Consider the following 21,243-nt stretch of genomic DNA (forward strand, 5'->3'; position numbering starts at 1 on the left):
CGTATTGCCAATCTTTAGTTGGCGATGGATGTATTTTGCTCGGGAAAGGTTTTCAGCAGTGAAAGCAGGGCCTGTTCTGTTTGGGCGGTCAAGCCTTCTGCATAGTTGAGTCGCATACAGTTACGGTATTTGCCGGAGGCAGAAAACAGGGCTCCAGGTGCAATGCAGTAGGGTTCTCCCTCCAGGCGACGATTCAATTCGACGCAGTCTATTTCTTCCGGCAGTTCCAGCCAGAAAATATAACCGCCAGTAGGATGGCTTATACGGGTGCCGGCAGGGAAGTGTGCCTCCAGCCATGGCAGCATCCTGTCACGGTTACGCTGATATTGCCCCCGCATTTTGCGCAAGTGACGTTCATAACCACCTTCCGAAATAAAAGCGGCTACCGCCTGTTGGGGCAGCGTGCTCGAGGCTGCAGTGGCGACAAACTTACTGTGTACCACTGCGCTGCGGAAACGTCCGGGGGCGATCCAGCCAAGGCGCAGGCCTGGCGCCAGTGTTTTGGAAAATGAACTGCAAAGTAGCACGCGGTCATCGGTATCCAGTGACTTGATGGTGATGGGGCGAGGCCAGGTGTAGGCCAGGTCTCCGTATATATCATCTTCGATGATGGCGATATCGAATTTTTGCGCCAACCGGTAGAGTGCTTGCTTGTGGGCATCACTGGCGGTGTAGCCCAGCGGGTTATTACAGGTTGGCGTGACCAGAATCGCCTTAATCGGCCACTGCTCCATAGCCAGTTCAAGCGCGTCAAGGCTGATACCCTGTTCGGGGTGGGTAGGAATTTCCATAACTTTCAAGCCGTTGGCCTTAATGGCTTGCATGGCCCCGTAAAAACAGGGGGAGTCTACGGCAACTACATCGCCGGGTTCGGTCGTTGCCTTGAGCGCACTGAAAAGAGCTTCCTGACAGCCAGTGGTGATGACGATATCGTCAGGGTCCAGTTGGTTACCGCTGTGTGTTGCCAGTCGCGCTACCTGCTCACGGAGCTCCAGATTACCACGCAGGCTGTCGTACTCGAGTAGGCTTAGATCACCCCGCCGGGCAATCCGAGCCCAAAGGCGAAGCAGCGGCGTCAGCGTATCACTGGTAAGGTCGGGCATGGCATGGCCCAGGGAGAACGCCGGTGCTAATTTGTCTGCACCCAGCATTTGCAGAATCCCTTCCCACTGGGAAACCTCCATAGGCCGCTTGGCAGCACGTGCTGTAGTGGGGAGTGGGTGTGACGGTGCTTGCCCCCTTACAAAGTAGCCGGATTTGGGACGCGCCACTACCAGGTTGAGCAACTCCAGTTGTCGATAGGCCTCCTGTACTGTTGTGATGCTGACTTTATGCTCTCTGGTCAGACTGCGAATGGAGGGTAGCCGATCGCCCGGGACAAATATTCCCTGATTGATCTGACCGCGCAGATGCTCAGTCAAGGCTTCATACAGCTTCATGGAATGTCCTCAATAAAACAGTACAGATAGAGAAAAAATCAGCGTACAGATAAAAAAATCTACATCTGTGTATCTAAATTTAAAATTATCTTAGTCTGTATTCAATATTGCCCTGTTCGTATTCTGATTCTTTGAGAAATAACCAAAGGGGCAAATCATGAAACTATTTGAAGGTTTGAAGCGGCTATTGAAGCTCTATCGCCAAAATCAGTCACGCAAGGAGTTGCTTACAATGAGCCGTGAACAGTTGAAGGATATAGGCCTGACTCGATGCGAAGCCCAGCAGGAGGGAGCAAAGTGGTTCTGGCAAAAGTGAGTCCAGGCCATTAGAGAGAGTCTGTTAGTGGAGCATCGAAGATTGCCTGCCTGCACGTTACTATAGCGCCATCACTAACTGAAAGAGTTTATGTACTGGCATGGCAAAAGCGCTGGAAAACGAGGCAGATGTGCGTGCCGCAGCGATCAACCTGCTGGCGCGACGTGAGTACAGTCGCGCCGAGTTATGGCGCAAACTGAGTCCGCGTGTAGAGGAAGCAGGACTGTTGGAGCGTGCACTGGATGGGCTGCAGGAGGCGGGCTACCAGAGCGATGAACGCTTTGCTGAAGTGTTCACGCGCAGTCGCCTGGGTTCTGGCTATGGTGCCATGCGGGTGCGTCAGGAGCTGCGTCGCAAGGGGATCGACTCTGACCTTGTGGAGCAGGCTCTGGAAAGTCAGGAAGACGACAGTTATGCACAGGCACTGGATGCCTGCCGCCGCCGTTTTGGCGAAATGCCGCCGGACACACCGAAGGAGTATGCCCGTCGCATGCGCTTTCTGGTTAACCGAGGCTTTGGCTTTGATGAGGCCAAAAAAGCGATCAATACCCCTGCCGAAGACTGAATTCTCGGTCTTCGCGCCACGCCAGACTATCGTACATTTTTTACCCGCGTTATATACTATCCAGCTATTTTTTTGCGTACAGATCGCCGCTGCCCAGCCGGGGTATGCGGGACAGTCGTGCCAACCAGTACAGACGCAACGGACCTGATATGAAATACATGACAAGTGCGGAAATCCGCCAGGCATTTCTCGACTTCTTTAACCAGCAGGGGCATGAAATTGTTGCCTCCAGCCCGCTGATTCCGGGTAACGACCCGACGCTGTTGTTCACCAACGCGGGTATGGTGCAGTTCAAGGATGTCTTCCTCGGGTCAGACAAGCGTTCCTACAGCCGTGCCACCACCTCGCAGCGCTGCGTGCGCGCCGGTGGCAAGCACAATGACCTGGAGAACGTCGGCTATACTGCGCGTCACCACACGTTCTTTGAAATGCTGGGCAACTTCAGCTTTGGTGATTACTTCAAGCGTGAAGCGATCAAGTTTGCCTGGGATTTCCTGACCAAGCGCCTGGGGCTGCCGGAAGAGCGCCTTTGGGTCACGGTTCATTACACCGATGACGAAGCGGAAAAGATCTGGAAAGAAGAGATGGGTATTAACCCGGAGCGCTTCTCCAAGCTGGACGAAGACAACTTCTGGGCCATGGGCGATACCGGCCCCTGCGGTCCCTGCACCGAAATCTTCTTCGACCATGGTCCTGATGTAGCCGGTGGCCCTCCCGGCAGCCCGGATGAAGATGGTGATCGTTACATCGAAATCTGGAACCTGGTATTCATGCAGTACAACCGTTCCGCTGACGGCAACATGGAGCCGCTGGCGCGTCCGAGCATCGATACCGGTATGGGGCTGGAGCGTGTAGCGGCTGTATTGCAGGGCGTGCACAGCAACTATGAAATCGATCTGTTCCAGAACCTGCTGAAAGCAACCGCCAGCGTTCTGGGACTGGATAACATCGACAGCAAATCCCTGCGCGTGATTGCTGACCACATCCGTTCCTGCTCCTTCCTGATCACCGATGGTGTCATGCCGTCCAACGAAGGTCGTGGTTATGTACTGCGTCGCATCATGCGCCGTGCTATTCGTCACGGTAACAAGCTGGGTGCCAAAGAGCCGTTTTTCCACAAGCTGGTTGCACCGCTGGTGAAAGAGATGGGTGAGGCCTACCCTGAACTGGCGAAGATGCAGGAGCAGGTTGAGCGTATCCTGCTGAAGGAAGAACAGCAGTTTGCCAAGACTCTCGACCACGGCATGCAGCTGCTGGAGCAGGCGATTGCCGACCTGGATGGCAAGGTTATTCCGGGTGAAACCGTATTCCGTCTGTACGATACCTATGGTTTCCCGGTCGACCTGACAGCCGATGTGGCCCGTGAGCATGAGTTGAGCCTGGATATGGACGGCTTCGAGTCTGCCATGGAAGCCCAGCGTCAGCGTGCCCGTGCCTCCGGTCAGTTCAGCGTAGATTACAACGAACAGATTAAACTGGACGGCAGCACGGAATTTAACGGCTATGACAGCCTGGAAGATCGCTCTGAAGTGATCGCTCTGTTCCGTGAAGGCGAAGAAGTGCAGCAGCTGTCCGCCGGTGAAAACGGCGTGGTGGTACTGAAAAATACCGCTTTCTATGCCGAGTCCGGCGGTCAGGTGGGTGACCAGGGTGTACTGCGCTGGGATCGTGGTCAGTTCGATGTAAGCGACTGCACCAAGGAAAGCGGCCATCACCTGCACCACGGCAGCCTGAGTGAAGGTGTACTTCAGGTCGGTGACCAGGTGGTCACTGAAGTGGACATGGCCAAGCGCCAGGCCACGGCACTGAACCACTCCGCCACGCACCTGCTGCACGCTGCCCTGCGCACGGTCCTGGGTGACCATGTACAGCAGAAAGGTTCTCTGGTTGATGCTGAACGTCTGCGTTTCGACTTTGCCCACTTTGAAGCCATGAGTGCCGACGAGATTGCGCAGGTTGAGCGTATGGTCAACGATCAGATTCGTGCCAACTCGGCGGTGGAAACCGAGTTGATGGAGCTGGATGCCGCCAAGGAAAAAGGTGCCATGGCGCTGTTTGGCGAGAAATACGATGACGAAGTACGTGTGCTGAGCATGGGTGGCGACTTCTCCGTTGAGCTCTGTGGCGGTACTCACGCCAAGCGCACCGGTGATATCGGTCTGCTGAAAGTGGTTGCCGAAAGCGGTATCGCTTCTGGCGTACGCCGTATCGAAGCGGTGACCGGCATGCAGGCACTGCAGTGGATCAACAGCGGTGAGCAGGTTCTGAGCGAGATCGCTTCACTGGTGAAAGGCAATCGTGAAACGGCGCTGGACAAGGTCCGCGGCCTGAACGAGCGCAGCCGCCAGCTGGAAAAAGAGATCGAGCGACTGGCCGCCAAGCTGGCCAGCGCCCAGAGCGGTGATCTGCTGAATCAGGTTCAGGAAGTTGGCGGCATCAAGGTTCTGGCTGCACAGCTGGAGGGTGTTGAGCCCAAGGCACTGCGTGACATGCTGGATCAGCTGAAGAACAAGCTGGGCAGCGGTATTGTGGTATTGATGACCGCTCAGAATGACAAGGTCAGCCTGGTGGCGGGCGTCACCAAGGATCTGACCGGTCAGGTCAAGGCGGGCGATCTGGTACGCGAGCTGGCTTCGCGTCTGGGTGGCAAAGGGGGCGGGCGCCCGGACATGGCGCAGGGCGGCGGTACCGATGTTGGTGCCATGCCGGCTGCGCTGAGTGCGGTGCCCGAACTGGTAGCGGCAAGCCTGTAACAACAGGCACTGCCGGCGCTGTTTCGGTGCCGGCAGCCGATTGGAAGCTGTGAAATGGCATTATATGTGCAGAAATTTGGTGGCACTTCGGTTGGCTCGATAGAGCGAATCGAAGCGGTTGCCGAGAAAGTGAAAGGCTTTCGCGAGCAGGGGCACGATGTAGTTGTGGTTGTCTCCGCCATGAGTGGAGAAACCAACCGGCTGATCGCCCTGGCCAATGAAATTCAGTCACGCCCCGATCCGCGTGAAATGGACACTCTGGTGTCCACCGGGGAGCAGGTCACCATCGCCCTCTTGAGCATGGCGCTCAAGGCACGGGGTGTGGACGCCAGCTCTTACACCGGCGCGCAGGTCCGCATTCTGACTGATCGCGTGCATACCAAGGCACGTATACAGGATATTGAAACCAGCCGCATGCGCGCTGACCTGGACCAGGGACGCGTTGTTGTCGTAGCCGGTTTCCAGGGCGTCGACGAAGACGGCAATATCACGACCCTGGGGCGTGGCGGTTCGGATACCACCGGTGTGGCTCTGGCAGCGGCGCTCAAGGCTGATGAATGTCAGATCTATACTGATGTGGACGGCGTCTACACCACCGATCCGCGTGTGGTTGAAGGCGCTCGCCGTCTGGAAAAAATCACCTTTGAAGAGATGCTGGAAATGGCCAGCCTGGGCTCGAAGGTGTTGCAGATCCGGGCAGTTGAGTTTGCCGGCAAGTACAAGGTCCCGCTGCGGGTACTGTCCAGTTTTGAGGACGGCCCCGGCACACTGATTACGATAGAGGATGATGCCGCTGTGGAAAAACCGGTTATCTCGGGTATTGCGTTCAACCGTGACGAAGCCAAACTGACCGTGCAGGGCGTGCCGGATATCCCCGGTGTGGCCTCCCGCATTCTGGGGCCGATCAGTCAGGCGAATATCGAAGTCGATATGATTGTGCAGAACATCGCGGCTGACAAAACCACTGACTTTACTTTCACTGTGCATAGAAACGACTATGATAAAGCGGAGCAGGTCTTGCAGCAGGTCAAGCAGGAACTGGGAGCTCGCGAAGTAGTCGGAAACAATAAGATCGCCAAGGTGTCCATAGTTGGCGTGGGAATGCGTTCCCATGCAGGGGTCGCCAGCAAGATGTTCGACGCGCTTGCCGCCGAGAACATCAACATCCAGATGATCTCGACTTCCGAGATCAAGGTGTCCGTGGTGATCGCCGAGAAATATCTGGAGCTGGCTGTACGCGGCCTGCATTCTGCGTTTGACCTTGACGATTCAGATACAGTCAGGGAATAACGACAGTACCGGATGACGGGGGTATGCAAGTGTTCTATCATTACGCGCATGCCCCCACGATCGGCTTGAGAGGGTCGCCGCTGTACTACCTGTATGGTCGAATGGACGATTAGGAGAAAGTGCGACCGCTTTCATGAAGAGAACTCAGCGCCCCAGGACAAATTAAGGAGAGCCACAAATGCTGATTCTAACCCGCCGTGTCGGCGAAACTCTGATGGTCGGTGATGACGTCACCGTCACTGTGCTCGGTGTTAAAGGCAACCAAGTCCGCATCGGTGTCAATGCGCCCAAGGATGTATCTGTTCATCGCGAAGAGATCTACCAGCGCATCCAGCGTGAAAAACAGCAAGACGAAGATCAGGAATAATTTTTTTCAATTAACCCTTTTCTTTTTAAAATCAGTCTTGTACTATTTGCGCCGTTGTTGACGAGGTGAGTTGGCCGAGTGGCTGAAGGCGCGCCCCTGCTAAGGGCGTATACCGCAAGGTATCGAGGGTTCGAATCCCTCACTCACCGCCATCACGATGTGCGCCCGTAGCTCAGCTGGATAGAGTACCTGGCTACGAACCAGGCGGTCAGAGGTTCGAATCCTCTCGGGCGCGCCATCTACTTCAACGACATGAAAACATGTGTGCGCCCGTAGCTCAGCTGGATAGAGTACCTGGCTACGAACCAGGCGGTCAGAGGTTCGAATCCTCTCGGGCGCGCCATCTTTTCTCCCCATCGGTATGCGCCCGTAGCTCAGCTGGATAGAGTACCTGGCTACGAACCAGGCGGTCAGAGGTTCGAATCCTCTCGGGCGCGCCATCCCCTCTTGAATTAAGCTTTTCCTCCCAGGCCGGATGCCTAAATTAAACGCTATCTTCCGGAACGACCATGAAATTCATCGCTAAGCTGTTTCCCGAAATCACGATCAAAAGTCGTCCTGTTCGTCGTCGCCTTATTCAGCGCCTGCAAAGTAATCTGCAGATCGTGCTCAAGCGTCTGGATGACGATATCAAGGTCAGTGGCTTCTGGGACAAGGTTGAGGTGAGCTACCCGGGTCAGAACGAAGCACTGTGCGAGCAGATCATTGATGCCATGGCACGCGTGCCGGGCATTCAGAGCTTCCTGGAAGTGCGCGAGTATCCCCTGGGTGATTTCGATAATGCCTTTGAGCTCACGCGTGAGGCCTATGCAGAGCGCCTCAAGGGCAAAACGTTCAAGGTACGCGTCAAGCGCAGCGGCAAACATGATTTCACCTCTGTAGAGCTGGAGCGCTACGTCGGTGGCGGCCTGCGTCAGCACACAGAGGCAGGGGGTGTTGATGTCCGTAACCCCGAGGTTTGGGTTGACCTGGAAGTGAAGGACAACAAGCTGTTTGTTGTTACTGCGACACACCAGGGGCTCGGCGGTTATCCACTGGGCACACAGGAAGATGTGCTGTCCCTGATCTCCGGTGGCTTTGATTCTGTTGTCGCCTCCTACATGACCATGCGTCGTGGCAGCAAGACCCACTTTCTGTTCTTCAACCTGGGCGGTCATGCCCATGAGATCGGGGTAAAACAGGTCGCGCTATACCTGTGGAACCGTTATGGCTCTTCAGCACGTGTGAAATTCATTACCGTGCCTTTTGAAGAAGTGGTTGGCGAAATTTTGCAGTCAGTTCATCACTCTCATATGGGTGTGGTGCTCAAGCGCATGATGATGCGAGCGGCCGATAAGGTGGCCGACCGTATGAAACTGAATGCGCTGGTGACCGGCGAGAGCGTGGCCCAGGTATCCAGCCAGACACTGCCTAACCTGCGTTTGATCGATGAAAGCTGTGACCATCTGGTATTGCGTCCGCTGGTTACCATGGACAAGCCGGATATCATCGAAATTTCACGCCAGATCGGTGCTTTCGAGTTTGCCAGCGCCATGCCGGAATTCTGTGGCGTTATCTCTGACAAGCCGACCACACACGCGCGTCGTGAACGGGTTGAAGCGGAAGAGAGCAACTTCGATTATGAAGTACTGGAGCGCGCGCTGGAGCAGACAGAAGTCATCCGCATTGATGACATAGTGGAAAATCAGAATATCAATTCTGAGATTGAAGCGATGACACGTGTGGCAGACAACCAGACGCTGGTGGATATCCGTCCGCCGCGTGAGCAGGAGCGCAAGCCTCTGAACATGCCCGGTTGCGAGGTTCGCGTGATTCCCTTCTACCAGTTGGAAGCCGATTTTGCAGCCTTGCCGCAGGAGCGGGAGTACCTGTTGTACTGCGATAAGGGCGTGATGTCCCAGATGCATGCCCAGCATTTGCATGAATTGGGTTTCAATAATGTGAAAGTTTTCCGTCCAGCCACTCAATGAGTGGCTTTTTTGTTTCCCTTCCTTGTAAATTAGCCGAAAGGCTAATGTCTTATTGTTGCCATTATCGGCATTACTAGTACCTGTATCTGTTTGATTGTCGCACGTTGAAGCCAGAGAGGCCGTTTCTGTAAAAAAATTACAGATTGTCGACAATCTTGCATTGGCCCCCTGAGTTTGCGTTAGAATAGATTTGATTGATTATGTGAGTCAGGTCGATAGCTATCAGCCAACCTGCTCACAGAGTCAGAACATCAGCCTGTGACTCATCTCTGATGCCAGAGGAGGTGAGTGCGGCCAAAAGTCGCTGACAGGTTTAAGGGTTTCAACTACACAGGAGCACCCACAGATGGATAGTCTGTTCTCGGAAGGCCTTACGCTCATGGCCTTCGGCATGGGTTTCGTCTTCGTCTTCTTGACGTTGCTGGTGTTTGCAACCGGCATTATGTCGCGATTGGCCACACGGTTCCTGCCAGAACCGGTCGCCAAGGCGCCCCAGCCTCGTCCCCAGCCGGCAGCCGCCGGTGGAGCAGCCAGCAACAACGATGAAATTGTTGCCGCGATTACAGCAGCAGTACACAAGTACCGCTCCAAGTAACGCAGCTGAATAACAAGAACATTTTGCTAGATAAAGGCTAACTCATGTCCGACGTAAAAAAACCGCTAGGCATCACCGACGTCGTACTGCGTGACGCGCATCAGTCTCTGTTTGCGACACGTCTGCGACTCGATGACATGCTTCCGATCGCCGAGAAACTGGACAAGATCGGTTACTGGTCCCTGGAAAGCTGGGGCGGCGCGACCTTCGATTCCTGCATCCGTTACCTGGGCGAAGACCCCTGGACACGCATCCGTGAATTGAAAGCCGTAATGCCGAACACCAAGCAGCAGATGCTGCTGCGTGGCCAGAACCTGCTGGGCTACCGTCACTACGCTGACGATGTTGTCGACAAGTTTGTTGAACGTGCTGCGACCAACGGCGTAGATGTTTTCCGTATCTTTGATGCCATGAACGATCCGCGTAACCTGGATCGTGCCATCAAGGCGGTGAAGAACTGCGGCAAGCATGCACAGGGTACTATCTCCTATACCACCAGCCCGGTGCATACGATCGAGACATGGGTCGACTACGCCAAGAGCCTTGAAGATCTGGGCGCTGACTCCATTGCCATCAAGGACATGTCCGGCATTCTTACGCCCTACAATGCCTTTGACCTGATCTCCCGCCTGAAAGCGCAGACCGGCCTGGAAGTTCAGTTCCACGCTCATGCCACTGCGGGCCTGTCTGACATGACTATCCTCAAGGCCGTTGAAGCCGGCGTTGATCGTGTCGACACTGCTATCTCCTCCATGTCCATGACCTACGGCCACACTGCGACCGAGTCCGTGGTTGCTGCTCTGGCGGGCACCGACCGTGATACCGGTCTGGATCTGCTGGCGCTGGAAGAGATCGCGGCCTACTTCCGTGAAGTGCGTAAGAAGTACGCCAAGTTTGAAGGCTCCCTGCGCGGCACCGACTCCCGTATTCTGGTTGCCCAGGTACCGGGCGGCATGCTGACCAACATGGAAAGCCAGCTCAAGGAGCAGGGCGCTGCAGACAAGTTTGATGACGTGCTGGCGGAGATCCCGCGTGTACGTGAAGACCTGGGTTACATCCCGCTGGTGACACCGACCTCCCAGATTGTGGGTACTCAGGCAGTTATCAACGTCCTGATGGGCGAGCGCTACAAAACCATTTCGAAAGAAGTTCAGGGTATTCTCAAAGGCGAATACGGTGCTGCACCGGCGCCCTACAATGCCGAGCTTCAGGCCCGTGTACTGGACGGTCAGGAACCGCTGACTTGCCGTCCGGCCGATCAGCTGCAGCCGGAGGTCGACAAGCTGACCACCGAACTGAAGCAGATTGCCGGTGAAAAAGGCATCCAGCTGGAACAGGGTGACAATGAGATCGATGACGTTCTTACCTATGCACTGTTCCCGCAGATTGGCCTGAAATTCCTGGAAAACCGCGGTAACCCTGACGCCTTTGAACCTGTACCGACTCTTGAGGACGCAAAAACCATGGCAGCCCCGAAAAACAACGGACCGGAAGTCTACACCATCAACGTTAACGGCCAGAACTACGTGGTTCAGGTGACTGAGGGCGGCGATGTGTCCTCCATTCAGTCGGCTCCGGCTGCCGCGCCTGCCGCTGCTCCGGCAGCTGCACCTGCAGCAGGTTCCGGTGAGCCTGTGGGTGCACCGCTGGCAGGTAACATCTGGAAGGTCCAGGTTGCTGCTGGTCAGGCTGTTCAGGAAGGCGACGTGCTGGTCATCCTGGAAGCGATGAAGATGGAAACTGAAGTCCGTGCCGCGCGCGCCGGTACTGTGGTCTCCGTAGACGTGAAAGAGGGTGATGCCGTTCAGGTCGGTGACTCTCTGGTCACCCTGGCCTAAGGTAACGCTGCATGGATAAGCTACTCGATCTGTGGCTGGCCTCGGGGGTATACAATATCTCCTTTGGCCAGCTGACCATGATGATTATTGGTCTGGTGCTGCTCTTTCTTGCTATCCGCAAGAATTTTGAGCCGCTCCTGCTGGTTCCGATCGGCTTCGGCGGTATTCTGGCGAATATCCCGGAAGCGGGTCTGGCGATGTCGGCAGTGGAAAATGCGATCCACTTTGCCAAACCGGAAGTGCTGCAGGGCCTGGCGAGTGTACTGGGTGTCAACAGTACCGACGTGCACGAGCTGGCGCATGCATACCACAACTCCAATGCCAGCACCCACGCGGCCGCCAGTCTGGTTGCGCAGGATAATGGCTACAACAACGGTATGCTGTACAACTTCTATACCGTTGCGATCGCCTCCGGTGCCGCTCCGCTGATCATCTTCATGGGTGTTGGTGCCATGACCGATTTCGGTCCGCTGCTGGCTAACCCCAAGACGCTGTTCCTTGGCGCTGCGGCTCAGTTCGGTATCTTTGCTACCGTATTGGGTGCTGTCGCGCTGAGCAGCTTTGGCATTCTGGACTTCAGCATTCAGGACGCAGCGGCTATCGGTATCATCGGTGGTGCTGACGGTCCGACGGCGATCTATGTGGCGAGCCTGCTGTCTCCGCACCTGCTGGGTGCCATTGCTGTGGCAGCTTACTCCTACATGGCTCTGGTACCGCTGATTCAGCCACCGATCATGCGTGCCCTGACCACCGAGTCCGAGCGCAAGATCAGCATGAGCCAGCTGCGTCACGTATCCAAGGTCGAAAAGATCATGTTCCCGATCCTGCTGTTGATCCTGGTAGCCATGCTGCTGCCGGATGCGGCACCGCTGCTGGGTATGTTCTGTTTCGGTAACCTGATGCGCGAATGTGGCGTTGTGGACCGCCTGAGCGATACCGCCCAGAACGCACTGATCAACATCGTCACCATCTTCCTGGGTCTGTCTGTAGGCTCCAAGCTGTCTGCCGACAAATTCCTGGATGTGCAGACACTGGGTATCCTGGTGCTGGGTATTGTTGCCTTCGGTATCGGTACCGCCTGTGGTGTGCTCATGGCCAAGGGCCTGAACAAGCTGCAGGGTGGCAATGCCATCAACCCGTTGATTGGTTCAGCCGGTGTATCCGCGGTGCCTATGGCGGCGCGTGTATCCAACAAGCTGGGTCTGGAAGCCAACCCGCAGAACTTCCTGCTGATGCACGCCATGGGCCCGAACGTGGCCGGTGTTATCGGCTCGGCGGTAGCGGCCGGTGTGATGATCAAGTTTGTCGGCTGATACAGCGACAGAGCGTTGAACGAAAAACGGAGCCCCAGGGCTCCGTTTTTTTATGCCTTTTTACAGGCGGCAACGAGAAGAAAGGAAAGGTCGGATCAGAAACCGGCCAGTACTTCCAGGTGTGCCTGTACGCTGAATGCCAGTGCGACAGGGTTGTATCCGCCTTCCAGCACGGACACGATGCGGCCTTGTGAGTGGCGTTCGGCTACGGCCTTGATCACTTTGGTTACCTGGCGGTAGTCCTCTTCATCAAGGTTAAGGTCGGCCATGGGGTCTTCCTTGTGTGCATCGAAACCGGCGGAGATGAAGATCATGTCCGGTTTGTGTGCATCCAGGGCCGGCAGCCAGTGCTCTTCCACGGCGCGGTGGAAAATATGTGGTTCGGTGTGCGCCGCGATCGGGCAGTTAACGATGTTGGGGCGATCGATCTGGTGGTAGCGCTCCGGATAATAGGGGTGCTGGAAGGTCGAGCAGACCAGTACCTCGGGGCGGTCCTTGAAGATATCCACAGTGCCGTTGCAGTGGTGCACGTCAAAGTCGAGGATGGCCACGCGTTGAATATCGGCTTGCTGCAGTGCATGAGCAGCGCCAATGGCCACATTGTTGAACAGGCAAAAGCCCATGGCGAGGTTGTACTCGGCGTGATGGCCGGGTGGGCGCACGGCACAAAAGGCATTCTCGGCCTTGCCGGCAAGCACACGGTTAACCGCCAGAATAACACCGCCGGCCGCGAGCCGTGCAGCATTCATGCTGTCCGGGCACATGGCGGTATCATCATCGGTATAGACAATGCCAGAGCCGGGTTGCTGGGCATCCAGACGTTTGCTGTGCAGCTGATGGTGTGCCAGCGAAATCTGCTCTTCGGTGACCGGTACTGCGGTGATCTGGTCCAGCTGGTCGATCAGGCCGGTACGTTCCAGTACCTTGTGAATCGCCGCCAGGCGAATGGGGCTGTCCGGATGCTCAGGACCCAGGTTGTGCAGCTGGCAGTCCTTGTGTGAAATCAGGGCCGTAGTCATTGTCTTTATTTTTCTCCTCGTATTGTCGACATTTTAGAGGAAAACGGCAGGCAGGCGTGTTAGGCGTTGGTATTAATTGATGCGGGTCAGTTCGTTGCAGCGCAAAAATTGATCGACATCATAAACGCCCACCCGGTGATTCTCTATAGTGAACCCACAGCATAGAACTGTCTTTGATGCCGAGCATGCTCACCCGATGCTCGGCGTTTTTTTGTTTGTCGCCCCCCTAGTCTTCTGCGCCCGCACCTCCCTCTGTATACTGTTAGCAACCCCGCCCGATAAGGGTTCCCAGCGTTTGGTAATAGGTAAACAGCCACAGTGGCGTCCAGGACAGTCGACTACTCTAATAAAAGCGTACTCCTGATCGACAGCAGCGGTAATCTGCGGTCGACCATTTACTATATGTTGCGCGAACTGGGCGTTAAAAACCTTCTCGCCACCACGGTGAACGACAAGGTGCTGACGCTGATTCAGGAGTCCTCCTACGACATTATTCTGCTGGGCCACAACAGCAGCGATTCGGTCACCGGTATGCAACTGCTCGAAGAGGCACGTTACCGGGGTTATATCCGACCTACCGCCGGCTGGATTTTCATGACCAGCGATGCGTCTCAGGAAGTGGTGTTGCATGCCATCGACAGCCGTCCTGACGACTTGCTGACCCGACCCTTTACCATCGACGAACTCAAGAGTCGTCTTGATCAGCTGGTCCTGCGCAAGCAGGTACTGCGACCGGTGGAGCAGTCCATCGAAGTCGGAGATCTGGAAGGTGCTGTCATCGCCTGTGACGATATCCCGCGTCAGGACACTAACTACGACTACGCCTGCCGCCTTAAAGCCAGTCTGCTGATACAGCTGAAACGACCGGACGAAGCCTATGAGGTGCTGGAACCCCTGTTCTGGCAGACTCAGGACAAGGAAATAGGCCTGGTGATGGCCGAATCTCTGGCGGCCATGAACCGGTTGAATGAAGCCAAAGAGCTGCTGGGCAGCCTGATTGAAAACTTCCCGTTGCTGATCTCGGCCTATGATCTACTGGCCAAGGTGCATGAGAAAAACGGTGATCTTGATGACGCGCGAGATATCTTAAAACAGGCGACGTCCAAATCCCCCATGGGGATTCCGCGCCAGATGGAACTGGGACGAGTCGCGACCCAAACCCGTGTGCTGGATATGGCCGAAGGAGCCTACCGCAAATCCATCCAGCTGGGGCGCCGCAGTTGCTACCGTTCCCCGGAGCCCTATCTGCGTCTGGCCAATATTCGACGCCTGGAAATGCTGGACGCGGACAGCCGTCGCCAGATTGATCTGCGTAACGACTTCGATGTGGTGCTGAATAACGCCGAGTTTGCTTTCCCGAGGGATAACACGCTCAAGGTGCGCTCCAACCTGCTCAGAGCCAAGATTTGTGAAGACCTGGGGGAAGCTTCCCAGGCACAGCAGTTTCGTTCTGTTGCCAATGAGCATAACCAGTCACTTGAGCAGCCTCTGCAACTGGATCGAGAGCAGTTGCTGCTGTCCGGTGACAAGGTACCCATGCTTGAGCCTGAAACCACTCAGGAGCCTGCAGCCAAGGGTGGTGTGCGTCGCGACCATGCCATGAGTGACAAGGTTAATCGTCTGGGCGTTAAGCACTATCTGGCCGGCAAGTTGTCTCAGGCAATCCGCTATTTTGGCCTGGCCATCGAGTACGACCCGGGTAATGTACCGGCGCTGTTGAATCTGGCCCAGCTGTTCCTGGAGGCGGCGCGCGATAATGCCAGCAAGCGCGACGAGCGTTTCCGCATGGTGGACCGCTATCTGCGACTCACGGACCGACTACCACTGGAGCCGGCTGAGAAATTGCGCCAGACACAGCTGCTCAAATACCGCAAGCAACCCTTGGATACCCTGCCGCCCGGCTCACTGGGCAGCTTGCTGCGCTGATTCAGTCCAGCTGCTGCAGAAAGATACGCGCACTCTCCTGAATGGCTTCCCTGGCATCGTCTGACATCTTGTTCAGGTTGCGATAGGCCAGCCCCAGGCGCGGATTCTGTTCCAGCTGTTCCCGGTTACGTGCCAGAAAATCCCAGTACAGATAATTGAAAGGGCAGGCTTTGGCGCCCGTTTTCTGTTTCACGTCGTAGCGGCAGTGTTGGCAATAGTCCGACATGCGGTTGATATAGGCACCGCTGGCTGCGTAGGGTTTGCTGGCCATCAGGCCCCCATCGGCAAACAGGATCATGCCCTGCACGTTGGGCATTTCCACCCATTCATAGGCATCGGCATAGACCAGCAGGTACCACTCATTCACCTCCGCGGGGTTGGCCCCTATCAGCAGGGCGAAGTTACCCAGCACCATCAGCCGCTGGATATGATGGGCGTAGGCATGGCGACGCGTATCCTCCACACATTGGTGCAGGCAGTTCATGGCAGTGGTTTGCCCCCAATAGAGTCCGGGCAGGGGGCGGTCGGCCTTCAGGTAGTTGCCTTCTTTATATGCCGGCATCTGCAGCCAGTAGAGGCCACGCACATACTCGCGCCAACCCAGAATCTGGCGGATAAATCCCTCGACGGCGTTGAGAGGTGCCTTTTCCTGTTGATAAGCCGTTTCAGCCGCTTCGATCACCTCGCGAGGCTCCAGTAATCCCAGGTTGATATAGAAGCTCAGATGGGAATGAAACAACCAGGGATCCTGCTGGCGCATGGCATCCTGGTAGTCACCAAACAGGGGCAGGCGTTCACGGATGAACTGGTCCAGTACCTCAAGTGCCTGGGCACGGGTGACGGCATAGTGAAAGTCATCCAGCTCTCCAAAGTGGTCGGGAAAGCCTGTCTGAATCAGGTCGATAACGTCTTGGGTGATGCTGTCAGGCTCAAAGCGGGCGGGGGCGGGTGGTGTCAGGTCTGCGGGCATTGCCTTGCGGTTGGAGCTGTCGAAATTCCATTGCCCACCCACGGGTTTGCCCTCATGCATCAGAATACCGTAGCGCTTGCGCAGGTTGCGGTAAAAGTACTCCATCCGCAGCTGACGCCTGCCCTGAGCCCAGTCTCTGAAATCGTCTGTTGAGGACAGAAAACGGTCATCTTCGCGCAGTTCAATATGTGCGTCCGAGGTCTGTTGCCACTGCTGAAACTGTTGCAGCAACCTGTATTCGCCAGGTCTGGTGATGACACAGTGGCGGCAGCCTGAGGCGTTGAGAATATGCTCAACTTCCCGGATAAAGTCAGAATACCGGTCCGTATCGTCGAGGCGTCGATAGCAGACGCGATAGCCTTTTTCCTTCAACGTCTTGGCAAAGTGCCGCATGGCTGACAGCACCAGAACCAGTTTCTTTTTGTGATGTGCCACATAGGTTGCTTCGCTGTGCAGCTCACACATCAGAATCAGATCCTGCTCGGGATCGATATCTTTGAGGCTGCTAATATTCAGACTTAGCTGATCACCCAGGATCAGCCGCAAGCGGGGAGAAGGCACAGGTTTGCTCCGTAGACGTAGAACTGAGATTTACGTGAGAGAAACCGGGATGGATTTTTGCGGCAGGTACAAACGACAGGCGAAAAAAATGCCCACAGGCAGAACCTGTGGGCATCAAACAACAAACAACAGATAAGGAATCAACACCATGAAGTGAAGATCGTGCGTTACGCCTTGCAGACGTGACGCGGTGCGCCAATACGGCAACCATAAACACCGACTTCCCCTTTCCAACGCATCCACGTCAGCAGGTCGGCCAGTTGGTTGAACAGCTTGGCAACAGCACCCTGGCTTTCAGATGCCTCGGCATCCGTGTAACCCATGGCCACCAGCTCCTGGTGGATACGACGATCTTCATTGGCAAGACCGGTGTAGTGCTTCTGGTTCATAACAACACTCCCCAAAATGTGTGTTAGACCTTAGTAGTATACATAGAGTTAATATGTGAAGCAATTGTCTGTTTAGTGATCAACAGACAATTGCAGGAAAAAAACAGATCGGCAGATGCTTGAAGCCTGAGCAAACCCTTATATTCTTTAAGGAGTCTTCAAGAGTGGGAAATGGATGCAACTGCGCCAGCTGTTCCTGATCAACCTTATCGTCGTGCTGCTGTGCAGCCTTATCGTCGGCTTTTCCTGGCTGGTGAATCGGAATGCGCTCGAAGGGGCGGGTTTGTCCGTGTTCCAGGCCCAGGGGCGTGCGGCGTTCGAGTTGATTCGGGCTGCACGTCACTGGAATGCTGATACGGAGGGCGTCTATGTTCCAGTGTCCCCTGATATTCATCCCAACCCCTACTTACACCTCCCGGATAGAGACATCACAGATAACCATGGCCGCCAGCTAACACGTATCAACCCTGCTTATATGACGCGGCAGATATCGGAGCAGCTTGAGGGTCAGGATGTGGCCCTGCGCATTACCAGCCTTAAACCGCTTAACCCTACTAATGCACCGGATGAATGGGAGCGCTCTGCCCTGACCTGGATGGAGCAAAGCGGAGAGCTGGAGCGGGTGGAGTTGTTTGAAGGCCGTTATCGCTATATGGCAGGGCTTAATATTGTCCACAGCTGCCTGCCGTGTCATGAGCAGATGGGCTACAAAATCGGGGATCTGCGTGGCGGCATCAGCTTCAGCCGCGATGCCAAACGCATGGACCCTCTGGTCAATGGCATGCTTGAACGGGTGGATAACATGCATCTCTGGGTTTGGGCGGTTCTGGTGGTGTGTGCGTCTGTGCTGGCGAGCCTGACCTTCGGCTTCTGGCAGCGCCTGATGGGCAGTGAATCGGTGCAGCAACGACTGAGATCACTGGTCGAGACTGATTATCTGACCGGTGTGCTAAGCCGTCGAGAATTGATGAGTCGGCTGGAGCAGGAAGTCGAGCGGACACAACGTTTTGCTTCACCCCTGGCACTGATGATGATCGACCTGGACCACTTCAAGCAGGTGAATGATCGTTTTGGTCATGCTCAGGGTGACAGGGTGCTGATTGCAGTGGCTCAGGCACTGCGGCATGAGTTGCGCAAGGTGGATAGCATCGGTCGTTACGGTGGTGAGGAGTTTACCGTGATTTTGCCGAACACGGACGCGGGTGAGGCATCCAAACTGGCCGAGCGCCTGCTGCAACGGGTGCGTGAGCTGGAGGTCAGGACCGAAACCGGTGAACTCCTTAAGGTCACTATCAGCATTGGCCTGGTGTGTAACCGGGATTTGTCACAAATAATGACAGCCGATTCATTGCTTCGAAGTGCTGATCAGGCGCTTTACAACGCCAAGCATGCCGGGCGAAACGGGTTTGAGCAGGAACAGTTGCCTGCATAACAGATCAGTTTCGGGTTCATCCGGGCTTTGCATGCATTCCGATAGGTCTTGCCTATCGTTGCCATTAGAAATGTCACTTTGGCTAATCCACAGCCAGCGTCTAGTCTGAAGCTAACCAAAACACAACAGGTCCAACTCAAGGTTGAGAACGGTGTTTCCTGAGCAATCAGGCACTTATGAACACCGGTTTGTGAGTCTTTGGATAACAAGCAGAGGAAATGGAAATGAGCCAGAACAACACAGGTAAATGCCCCTTCATGCATGGCGGCAACACCGCCAGCGGTAACGATAATATGGAATGGTGGCCTAATACGCTCAACCTGGACATCCTCCACCAGCATGACACCAAGACGAACCCTCTGGGCGAAGACTTCGACTACGCAGAAGAATTCAAGAAGCTCGACCTGGAAGCGGTCAAGAACGATCTCAAGGCGCTGATGACCGACAGCCAGGACTGGTGGCCGGCCGACTGGGGCCACTACGGTGGCTTGATGATTCGTATGGCCTGGCACGCTGCGGGTTCCTACCGTGTGGCCGATGGTCGAGGCGGTGGTGGCACCGGCAACCAGCGTTTTGCCCCGCTCAACAGCTGGCCGGACAACGGTAACCTCGACAAGGCGCGCCGCCTGCTGTGGCCGATCAAGAAGAAGTACGGCAACAAACTGTCCTGGGCCGATTTGATCATCCTGGCCGGTAACATGGCCTATGAGTCCATGGGCTTCAAAACCTTCGGCTTTGCCGGTGGTCGCCCTGATATCTGGCATCCGGAAAAAGATATCTACTGGGGCTCCGAGAAAGAGTGGCTGGCGCCGACCGGCAGTGAGGGGTCGCGTTATTCCGGTGAACGTGATCTGGAAAATCCGTTGGCAGCCGTGATGATGGGCCTGATCTACGTTAACCCTGAAGGGGTGGATGGTAACCCTGACCCGCTGAAAACCGCTCAGGACATGCGTGTCACCTTTGAGCGTATGGCCATGAATGATGAAGAGACCGTGGCTCTGACGGCCGGTGGCCATACAGTGGGTAAAGCACACGGTAACGGTAATGCCGATGATCTGGGGCCTGAGCCTGAAGGCGCTGACGTAGAAGAGCAGGGCCTTGGCTGGAACAACAAGGTGGGGCGTGGTATCGGTCGCAACACCGTGACCAGCGGGGTTGAAGGTGCCTGGACCAGCGAGCCGACCAAGTGGGACTATGGTTACTTCGATATGCTGCTCAACCATGAGTGGGAGCTGACCAAGAGCCCGGCGGGCGCCAACCAGTGGAAGCCTGTGGATATCAAGGAAGAGGATATGCCGGTGGATGTGGAAGACCCTTCCATCCGCTGCATGCCGATGATGACCGATGCCGATATGGCACTGAAAATGGATCCGGAATACCGCAAGATTTCCGAGCGTTTCTACAAGGATCCCGAGTATTTCGATGATGTCTTTGCTCGTGCCTGGTTCAAGCTGACCCACCGTGACATGGGGCCAAAAAGCCGTTATCTGGGTGCCGATGTACCAAGCGAAGACCTGATCTGGCAGGACCCGATTCCGGCTGTGGACTACACCCTGACAGACGCTGAAGTAGAGGACATCAAGGGCAAGATTCTGGCCACTGGCCTGAGTGTGGGCGAACTGGTTGCAACCGCCTGGGACAGCGCGCGTACCTTCCGTGGATCCGACTTCCGCGGTGGCGCCAACGGTGGTCGTATTCGCCTGGCACCGCAGAAAGATTGGGAAGGTAATGAACCTGCCCGCCTGGCCAAGGTCCTCAAGGCGCTTGAAGGTGTGCAGTCTGGTCTGAGCAAGCCGGTCAGCATGGCCGACCTGATTGTACTGGGCGGTACTGCAGCGGTTGAGAAGGCCGCTCAGGATGCAGGCGTCAGCATCAAGGTACCTTTTGCACCGGGTCGTGGTGATGCCACAGACGAGATGACCGATGCCGATTCCTTCCAGTACCTGGAGCCGCTGCACGATGGCTTCCGCAACTGGGTGAAAGGCGACTATGTGGTCAGCCCGGAAGAGATGATGCTGGACCGTACCCAGCTGATGGGCCTCACCGCACCGGAAATGACTGTACTGGTTGGTGGTATGCGCGTGCTGGGCACCAACCATGGTGGCAGCAAACACGGTGTCTTTACTGATAAGGAAGGCGTGCTGAGCAATGACTTCTTCGTCAATCTTACCGACATGCAGTACAGCTGGAAGCCGACCGGCAAGAACAGCTACGAGATTGTCGATCGCAACAGTGGCGCCGTTAAATGGACAGCCACCCGTGCCGACCTGGTGTTCGGTTCCAACTCAATCCTGCGCGCCTATGCTGAGGTTTACGCTCAGGACGATAACAAGGAGACGTTCGTCAAGGACTTCGTCGCGGCCTGGACCAAGGTGATGAACGCGGATCGCTTTGATCTGAGCTAAACCTGCCCTGGTTGAAGTGAGCTCAAAAACAAAACGCCGGCTCCTTGAGAGTCGGCGTTTTTGTATGGCTGCAAAAGTCTGTGGGAAGCCCGTCT

Annotated in this window: 16 protein-coding genes and 4 tRNA genes; 16 read left to right on the plus strand and 4 right to left on the minus strand. The window is 55.7% G+C overall.

Going from position 1 to position 21,243, the window contains the following annotated elements:
- Nucleotides 1-14: 14 nt before the first annotated feature.
- On the minus strand, nucleotides 15-1,439 hold the full coding sequence (locus tag BW956_RS16935; RefSeq protein ID WP_076464536.1) for an aminotransferase-like domain-containing protein: 1,425 nt from the start codon (nucleotides 1,437-1,439) through the stop codon (nucleotides 15-17).
- 157 nt (nucleotides 1,440-1,596) lie between these two features.
- On the opposite strand from BW956_RS16935, the gene BW956_RS16940 reads away from it, so the two are divergent.
- From BW956_RS16940 to BW956_RS17000, 13 genes are all read left to right on the plus strand, one after another.
- Nucleotides 1,597-1,755: a DUF1127 domain-containing protein gene (locus BW956_RS16940; RefSeq protein ID WP_083703125.1), complete on the plus strand. Its 159-nt coding sequence runs from the start codon at nucleotides 1,597-1,599 to the stop codon at nucleotides 1,753-1,755.
- Nucleotides 1,756-1,855: 100 nt separating this feature from the next.
- Nucleotides 1,856-2,320: a regulatory protein RecX gene (locus BW956_RS16945; protein WP_076464539.1), complete on the plus strand. Its 465-nt coding sequence runs from the start codon at nucleotides 1,856-1,858 to the stop codon at nucleotides 2,318-2,320.
- 158 nt (nucleotides 2,321-2,478) lie between these two features.
- Nucleotides 2,479-5,073, plus strand: coding sequence for an alanine--tRNA ligase (gene alaS / locus BW956_RS16950; RefSeq protein WP_076464688.1), 2,595 nt, complete (start codon nucleotides 2,479-2,481; stop codon nucleotides 5,071-5,073).
- Between the two features lie 54 nt (nucleotides 5,074-5,127).
- Nucleotides 5,128-6,363, plus strand: a complete 1,236-nt coding sequence (locus BW956_RS16955; protein ID WP_076464542.1) for an aspartate kinase — start codon at nucleotides 5,128-5,130, stop codon at nucleotides 6,361-6,363.
- A gap of 178 nt (nucleotides 6,364-6,541) precedes the next feature.
- Nucleotides 6,542-6,730 carry a carbon storage regulator CsrA gene (gene csrA, locus BW956_RS16960; protein ID WP_010323508.1) on the plus strand — a complete coding sequence of 63 codons (189 nt, stop codon included), beginning with the start codon at nucleotides 6,542-6,544 and terminating at the stop codon, nucleotides 6,728-6,730.
- A 64-nt stretch (nucleotides 6,731-6,794) separates the two neighbouring features.
- Nucleotides 6,795-6,882, plus strand: a tRNA-Ser gene (locus tag BW956_RS16965).
- 9 nt (nucleotides 6,883-6,891) lie between these two features.
- Nucleotides 6,892-6,968, plus strand: a tRNA-Arg gene (locus tag BW956_RS16970).
- A 28-nt stretch (nucleotides 6,969-6,996) separates the two neighbouring features.
- Nucleotides 6,997-7,073: transfer RNA gene (locus BW956_RS16975), tRNA-Arg, on the plus strand.
- A gap of 20 nt (nucleotides 7,074-7,093) precedes the next feature.
- Nucleotides 7,094-7,170, plus strand: a tRNA-Arg gene (locus BW956_RS16980).
- A 69-nt stretch (nucleotides 7,171-7,239) separates the two neighbouring features.
- Nucleotides 7,240-8,700 carry a tRNA uracil 4-sulfurtransferase ThiI gene (gene thiI, locus BW956_RS16985; RefSeq protein WP_076464545.1) on the plus strand — a complete coding sequence of 487 codons (1,461 nt, stop codon included), beginning with the start codon at nucleotides 7,240-7,242 and terminating at the stop codon, nucleotides 8,698-8,700.
- A 346-nt stretch (nucleotides 8,701-9,046) separates the two neighbouring features.
- Entirely contained in the window at nucleotides 9,047-9,295 is a 249-nt protein-coding gene (locus BW956_RS16990) for an OadG family protein (protein ID WP_010322725.1), read from the plus strand.
- Between the two features lie 44 nt (nucleotides 9,296-9,339).
- A complete protein-coding gene (oadA, locus tag BW956_RS16995; protein ID WP_010322724.1) occupies nucleotides 9,340-11,133 on the plus strand; it encodes a sodium-extruding oxaloacetate decarboxylase subunit alpha in 1,794 nt (597 codons plus the stop codon).
- An 11-nt stretch (nucleotides 11,134-11,144) separates the two neighbouring features.
- Nucleotides 11,145-12,446 carry a sodium ion-translocating decarboxylase subunit beta gene (locus BW956_RS17000; protein WP_076464548.1) on the plus strand — a complete coding sequence of 434 codons (1,302 nt, stop codon included), beginning with the start codon at nucleotides 11,145-11,147 and terminating at the stop codon, nucleotides 12,444-12,446.
- Between the two features lie 95 nt (nucleotides 12,447-12,541).
- Here the strand turns inward: BW956_RS17000 and BW956_RS17005 are convergent, their stop codons facing one another.
- Nucleotides 12,542-13,465, minus strand: a complete 924-nt coding sequence (locus BW956_RS17005) for a histone deacetylase family protein (RefSeq protein WP_010322722.1) — start codon at nucleotides 13,463-13,465, stop codon at nucleotides 12,542-12,544.
- Nucleotides 13,466-13,783: 318 nt separating this feature from the next.
- Between BW956_RS17005 and BW956_RS17010 the strand changes: the two genes are divergently transcribed.
- Nucleotides 13,784-15,391, plus strand: coding sequence for a tetratricopeptide repeat protein (locus BW956_RS17010; RefSeq protein ID WP_076464551.1), 1,608 nt, complete (start codon nucleotides 13,784-13,786; stop codon nucleotides 15,389-15,391).
- A 1-nt stretch (nucleotide 15,392) separates the two neighbouring features.
- Here BW956_RS17010 and BW956_RS17015 read toward each other — a convergent pair whose 3' ends face one another.
- Nucleotides 15,393-16,922: a cryptochrome/photolyase family protein gene (locus BW956_RS17015; RefSeq protein ID WP_083703126.1), complete on the minus strand. Its 1,530-nt coding sequence runs from the start codon at nucleotides 16,920-16,922 to the stop codon at nucleotides 15,393-15,395.
- Between the two features lie 167 nt (nucleotides 16,923-17,089).
- Nucleotides 17,090-17,311, minus strand: coding sequence for a hypothetical protein (locus BW956_RS17020; protein ID WP_076464554.1), 222 nt, complete (start codon nucleotides 17,309-17,311; stop codon nucleotides 17,090-17,092).
- 175 nt (nucleotides 17,312-17,486) lie between these two features.
- Here BW956_RS17020 and BW956_RS17025 point away from each other — a divergent pair, with 175 nt between their 5' ends.
- A complete protein-coding gene (locus BW956_RS17025) occupies nucleotides 17,487-18,743 on the plus strand; it encodes a GGDEF domain-containing protein (protein ID WP_076464557.1) in 1,257 nt (418 codons plus the stop codon).
- Between the two features lie 224 nt (nucleotides 18,744-18,967).
- On the plus strand, nucleotides 18,968-21,148 hold the full coding sequence (gene katG / locus BW956_RS17030; protein WP_217695144.1) for a catalase/peroxidase HPI: 2,181 nt from the start codon (nucleotides 18,968-18,970) through the stop codon (nucleotides 21,146-21,148).
- Nucleotides 21,149-21,243: the final 95 nt, after the last annotated feature.

The organism is Marinobacterium stanieri (assembly GCF_900155945.1).
GTDB classification, from domain to species: domain Bacteria; phylum Pseudomonadota; class Gammaproteobacteria; order Pseudomonadales; family Balneatricaceae; genus Marinobacterium; species Marinobacterium stanieri.

Excerpts from the sequence above, each read along its gene's own strand:
- BW956_RS16935 (WP_076464536.1), bottom strand. The coding sequence starts at position 1,439 with ATGAAGCTGTATGAAGCCTTGACTGAGCATCTGCGCGGTCAGATCAAT.
- BW956_RS16940 (WP_083703125.1), top strand. The coding sequence starts at position 1,597 with ATGAAACTATTTGAAGGTTTGAAGCGGCTATTGAAGCTCTATCGCCAA.
- BW956_RS16945 (WP_076464539.1), top strand. The coding sequence starts at position 1,856 with ATGGCAAAAGCGCTGGAAAACGAGGCAGATGTGCGTGCCGCAGCGATC.
- alaS (WP_076464688.1), top strand. The coding sequence starts at position 2,479 with ATGACAAGTGCGGAAATCCGCCAGGCATTTCTCGACTTCTTTAACCAG.
- BW956_RS16955 (WP_076464542.1), top strand. The coding sequence starts at position 5,128 with ATGGCATTATATGTGCAGAAATTTGGTGGCACTTCGGTTGGCTCGATA.
- csrA (WP_010323508.1), top strand. The coding sequence starts at position 6,542 with ATGCTGATTCTAACCCGCCGTGTCGGCGAAACTCTGATGGTCGGTGAT.
- thiI (WP_076464545.1), top strand. The coding sequence starts at position 7,240 with ATGAAATTCATCGCTAAGCTGTTTCCCGAAATCACGATCAAAAGTCGT.
- BW956_RS16990 (WP_010322725.1), top strand. The coding sequence starts at position 9,047 with ATGGATAGTCTGTTCTCGGAAGGCCTTACGCTCATGGCCTTCGGCATG.
- oadA (WP_010322724.1), top strand. The coding sequence starts at position 9,340 with ATGTCCGACGTAAAAAAACCGCTAGGCATCACCGACGTCGTACTGCGT.
- BW956_RS17000 (WP_076464548.1), top strand. The coding sequence starts at position 11,145 with ATGGATAAGCTACTCGATCTGTGGCTGGCCTCGGGGGTATACAATATC.
- BW956_RS17005 (WP_010322722.1), bottom strand. The coding sequence starts at position 13,465 with ATGACTACGGCCCTGATTTCACACAAGGACTGCCAGCTGCACAACCTG.
- BW956_RS17020 (WP_076464554.1), bottom strand. The coding sequence starts at position 17,311 with ATGAACCAGAAGCACTACACCGGTCTTGCCAATGAAGATCGTCGTATC.
- BW956_RS17025 (WP_076464557.1), top strand. The coding sequence starts at position 17,487 with ATGCAACTGCGCCAGCTGTTCCTGATCAACCTTATCGTCGTGCTGCTG.
- katG (WP_217695144.1), top strand. The coding sequence starts at position 18,968 with ATGAGCCAGAACAACACAGGTAAATGCCCCTTCATGCATGGCGGCAAC.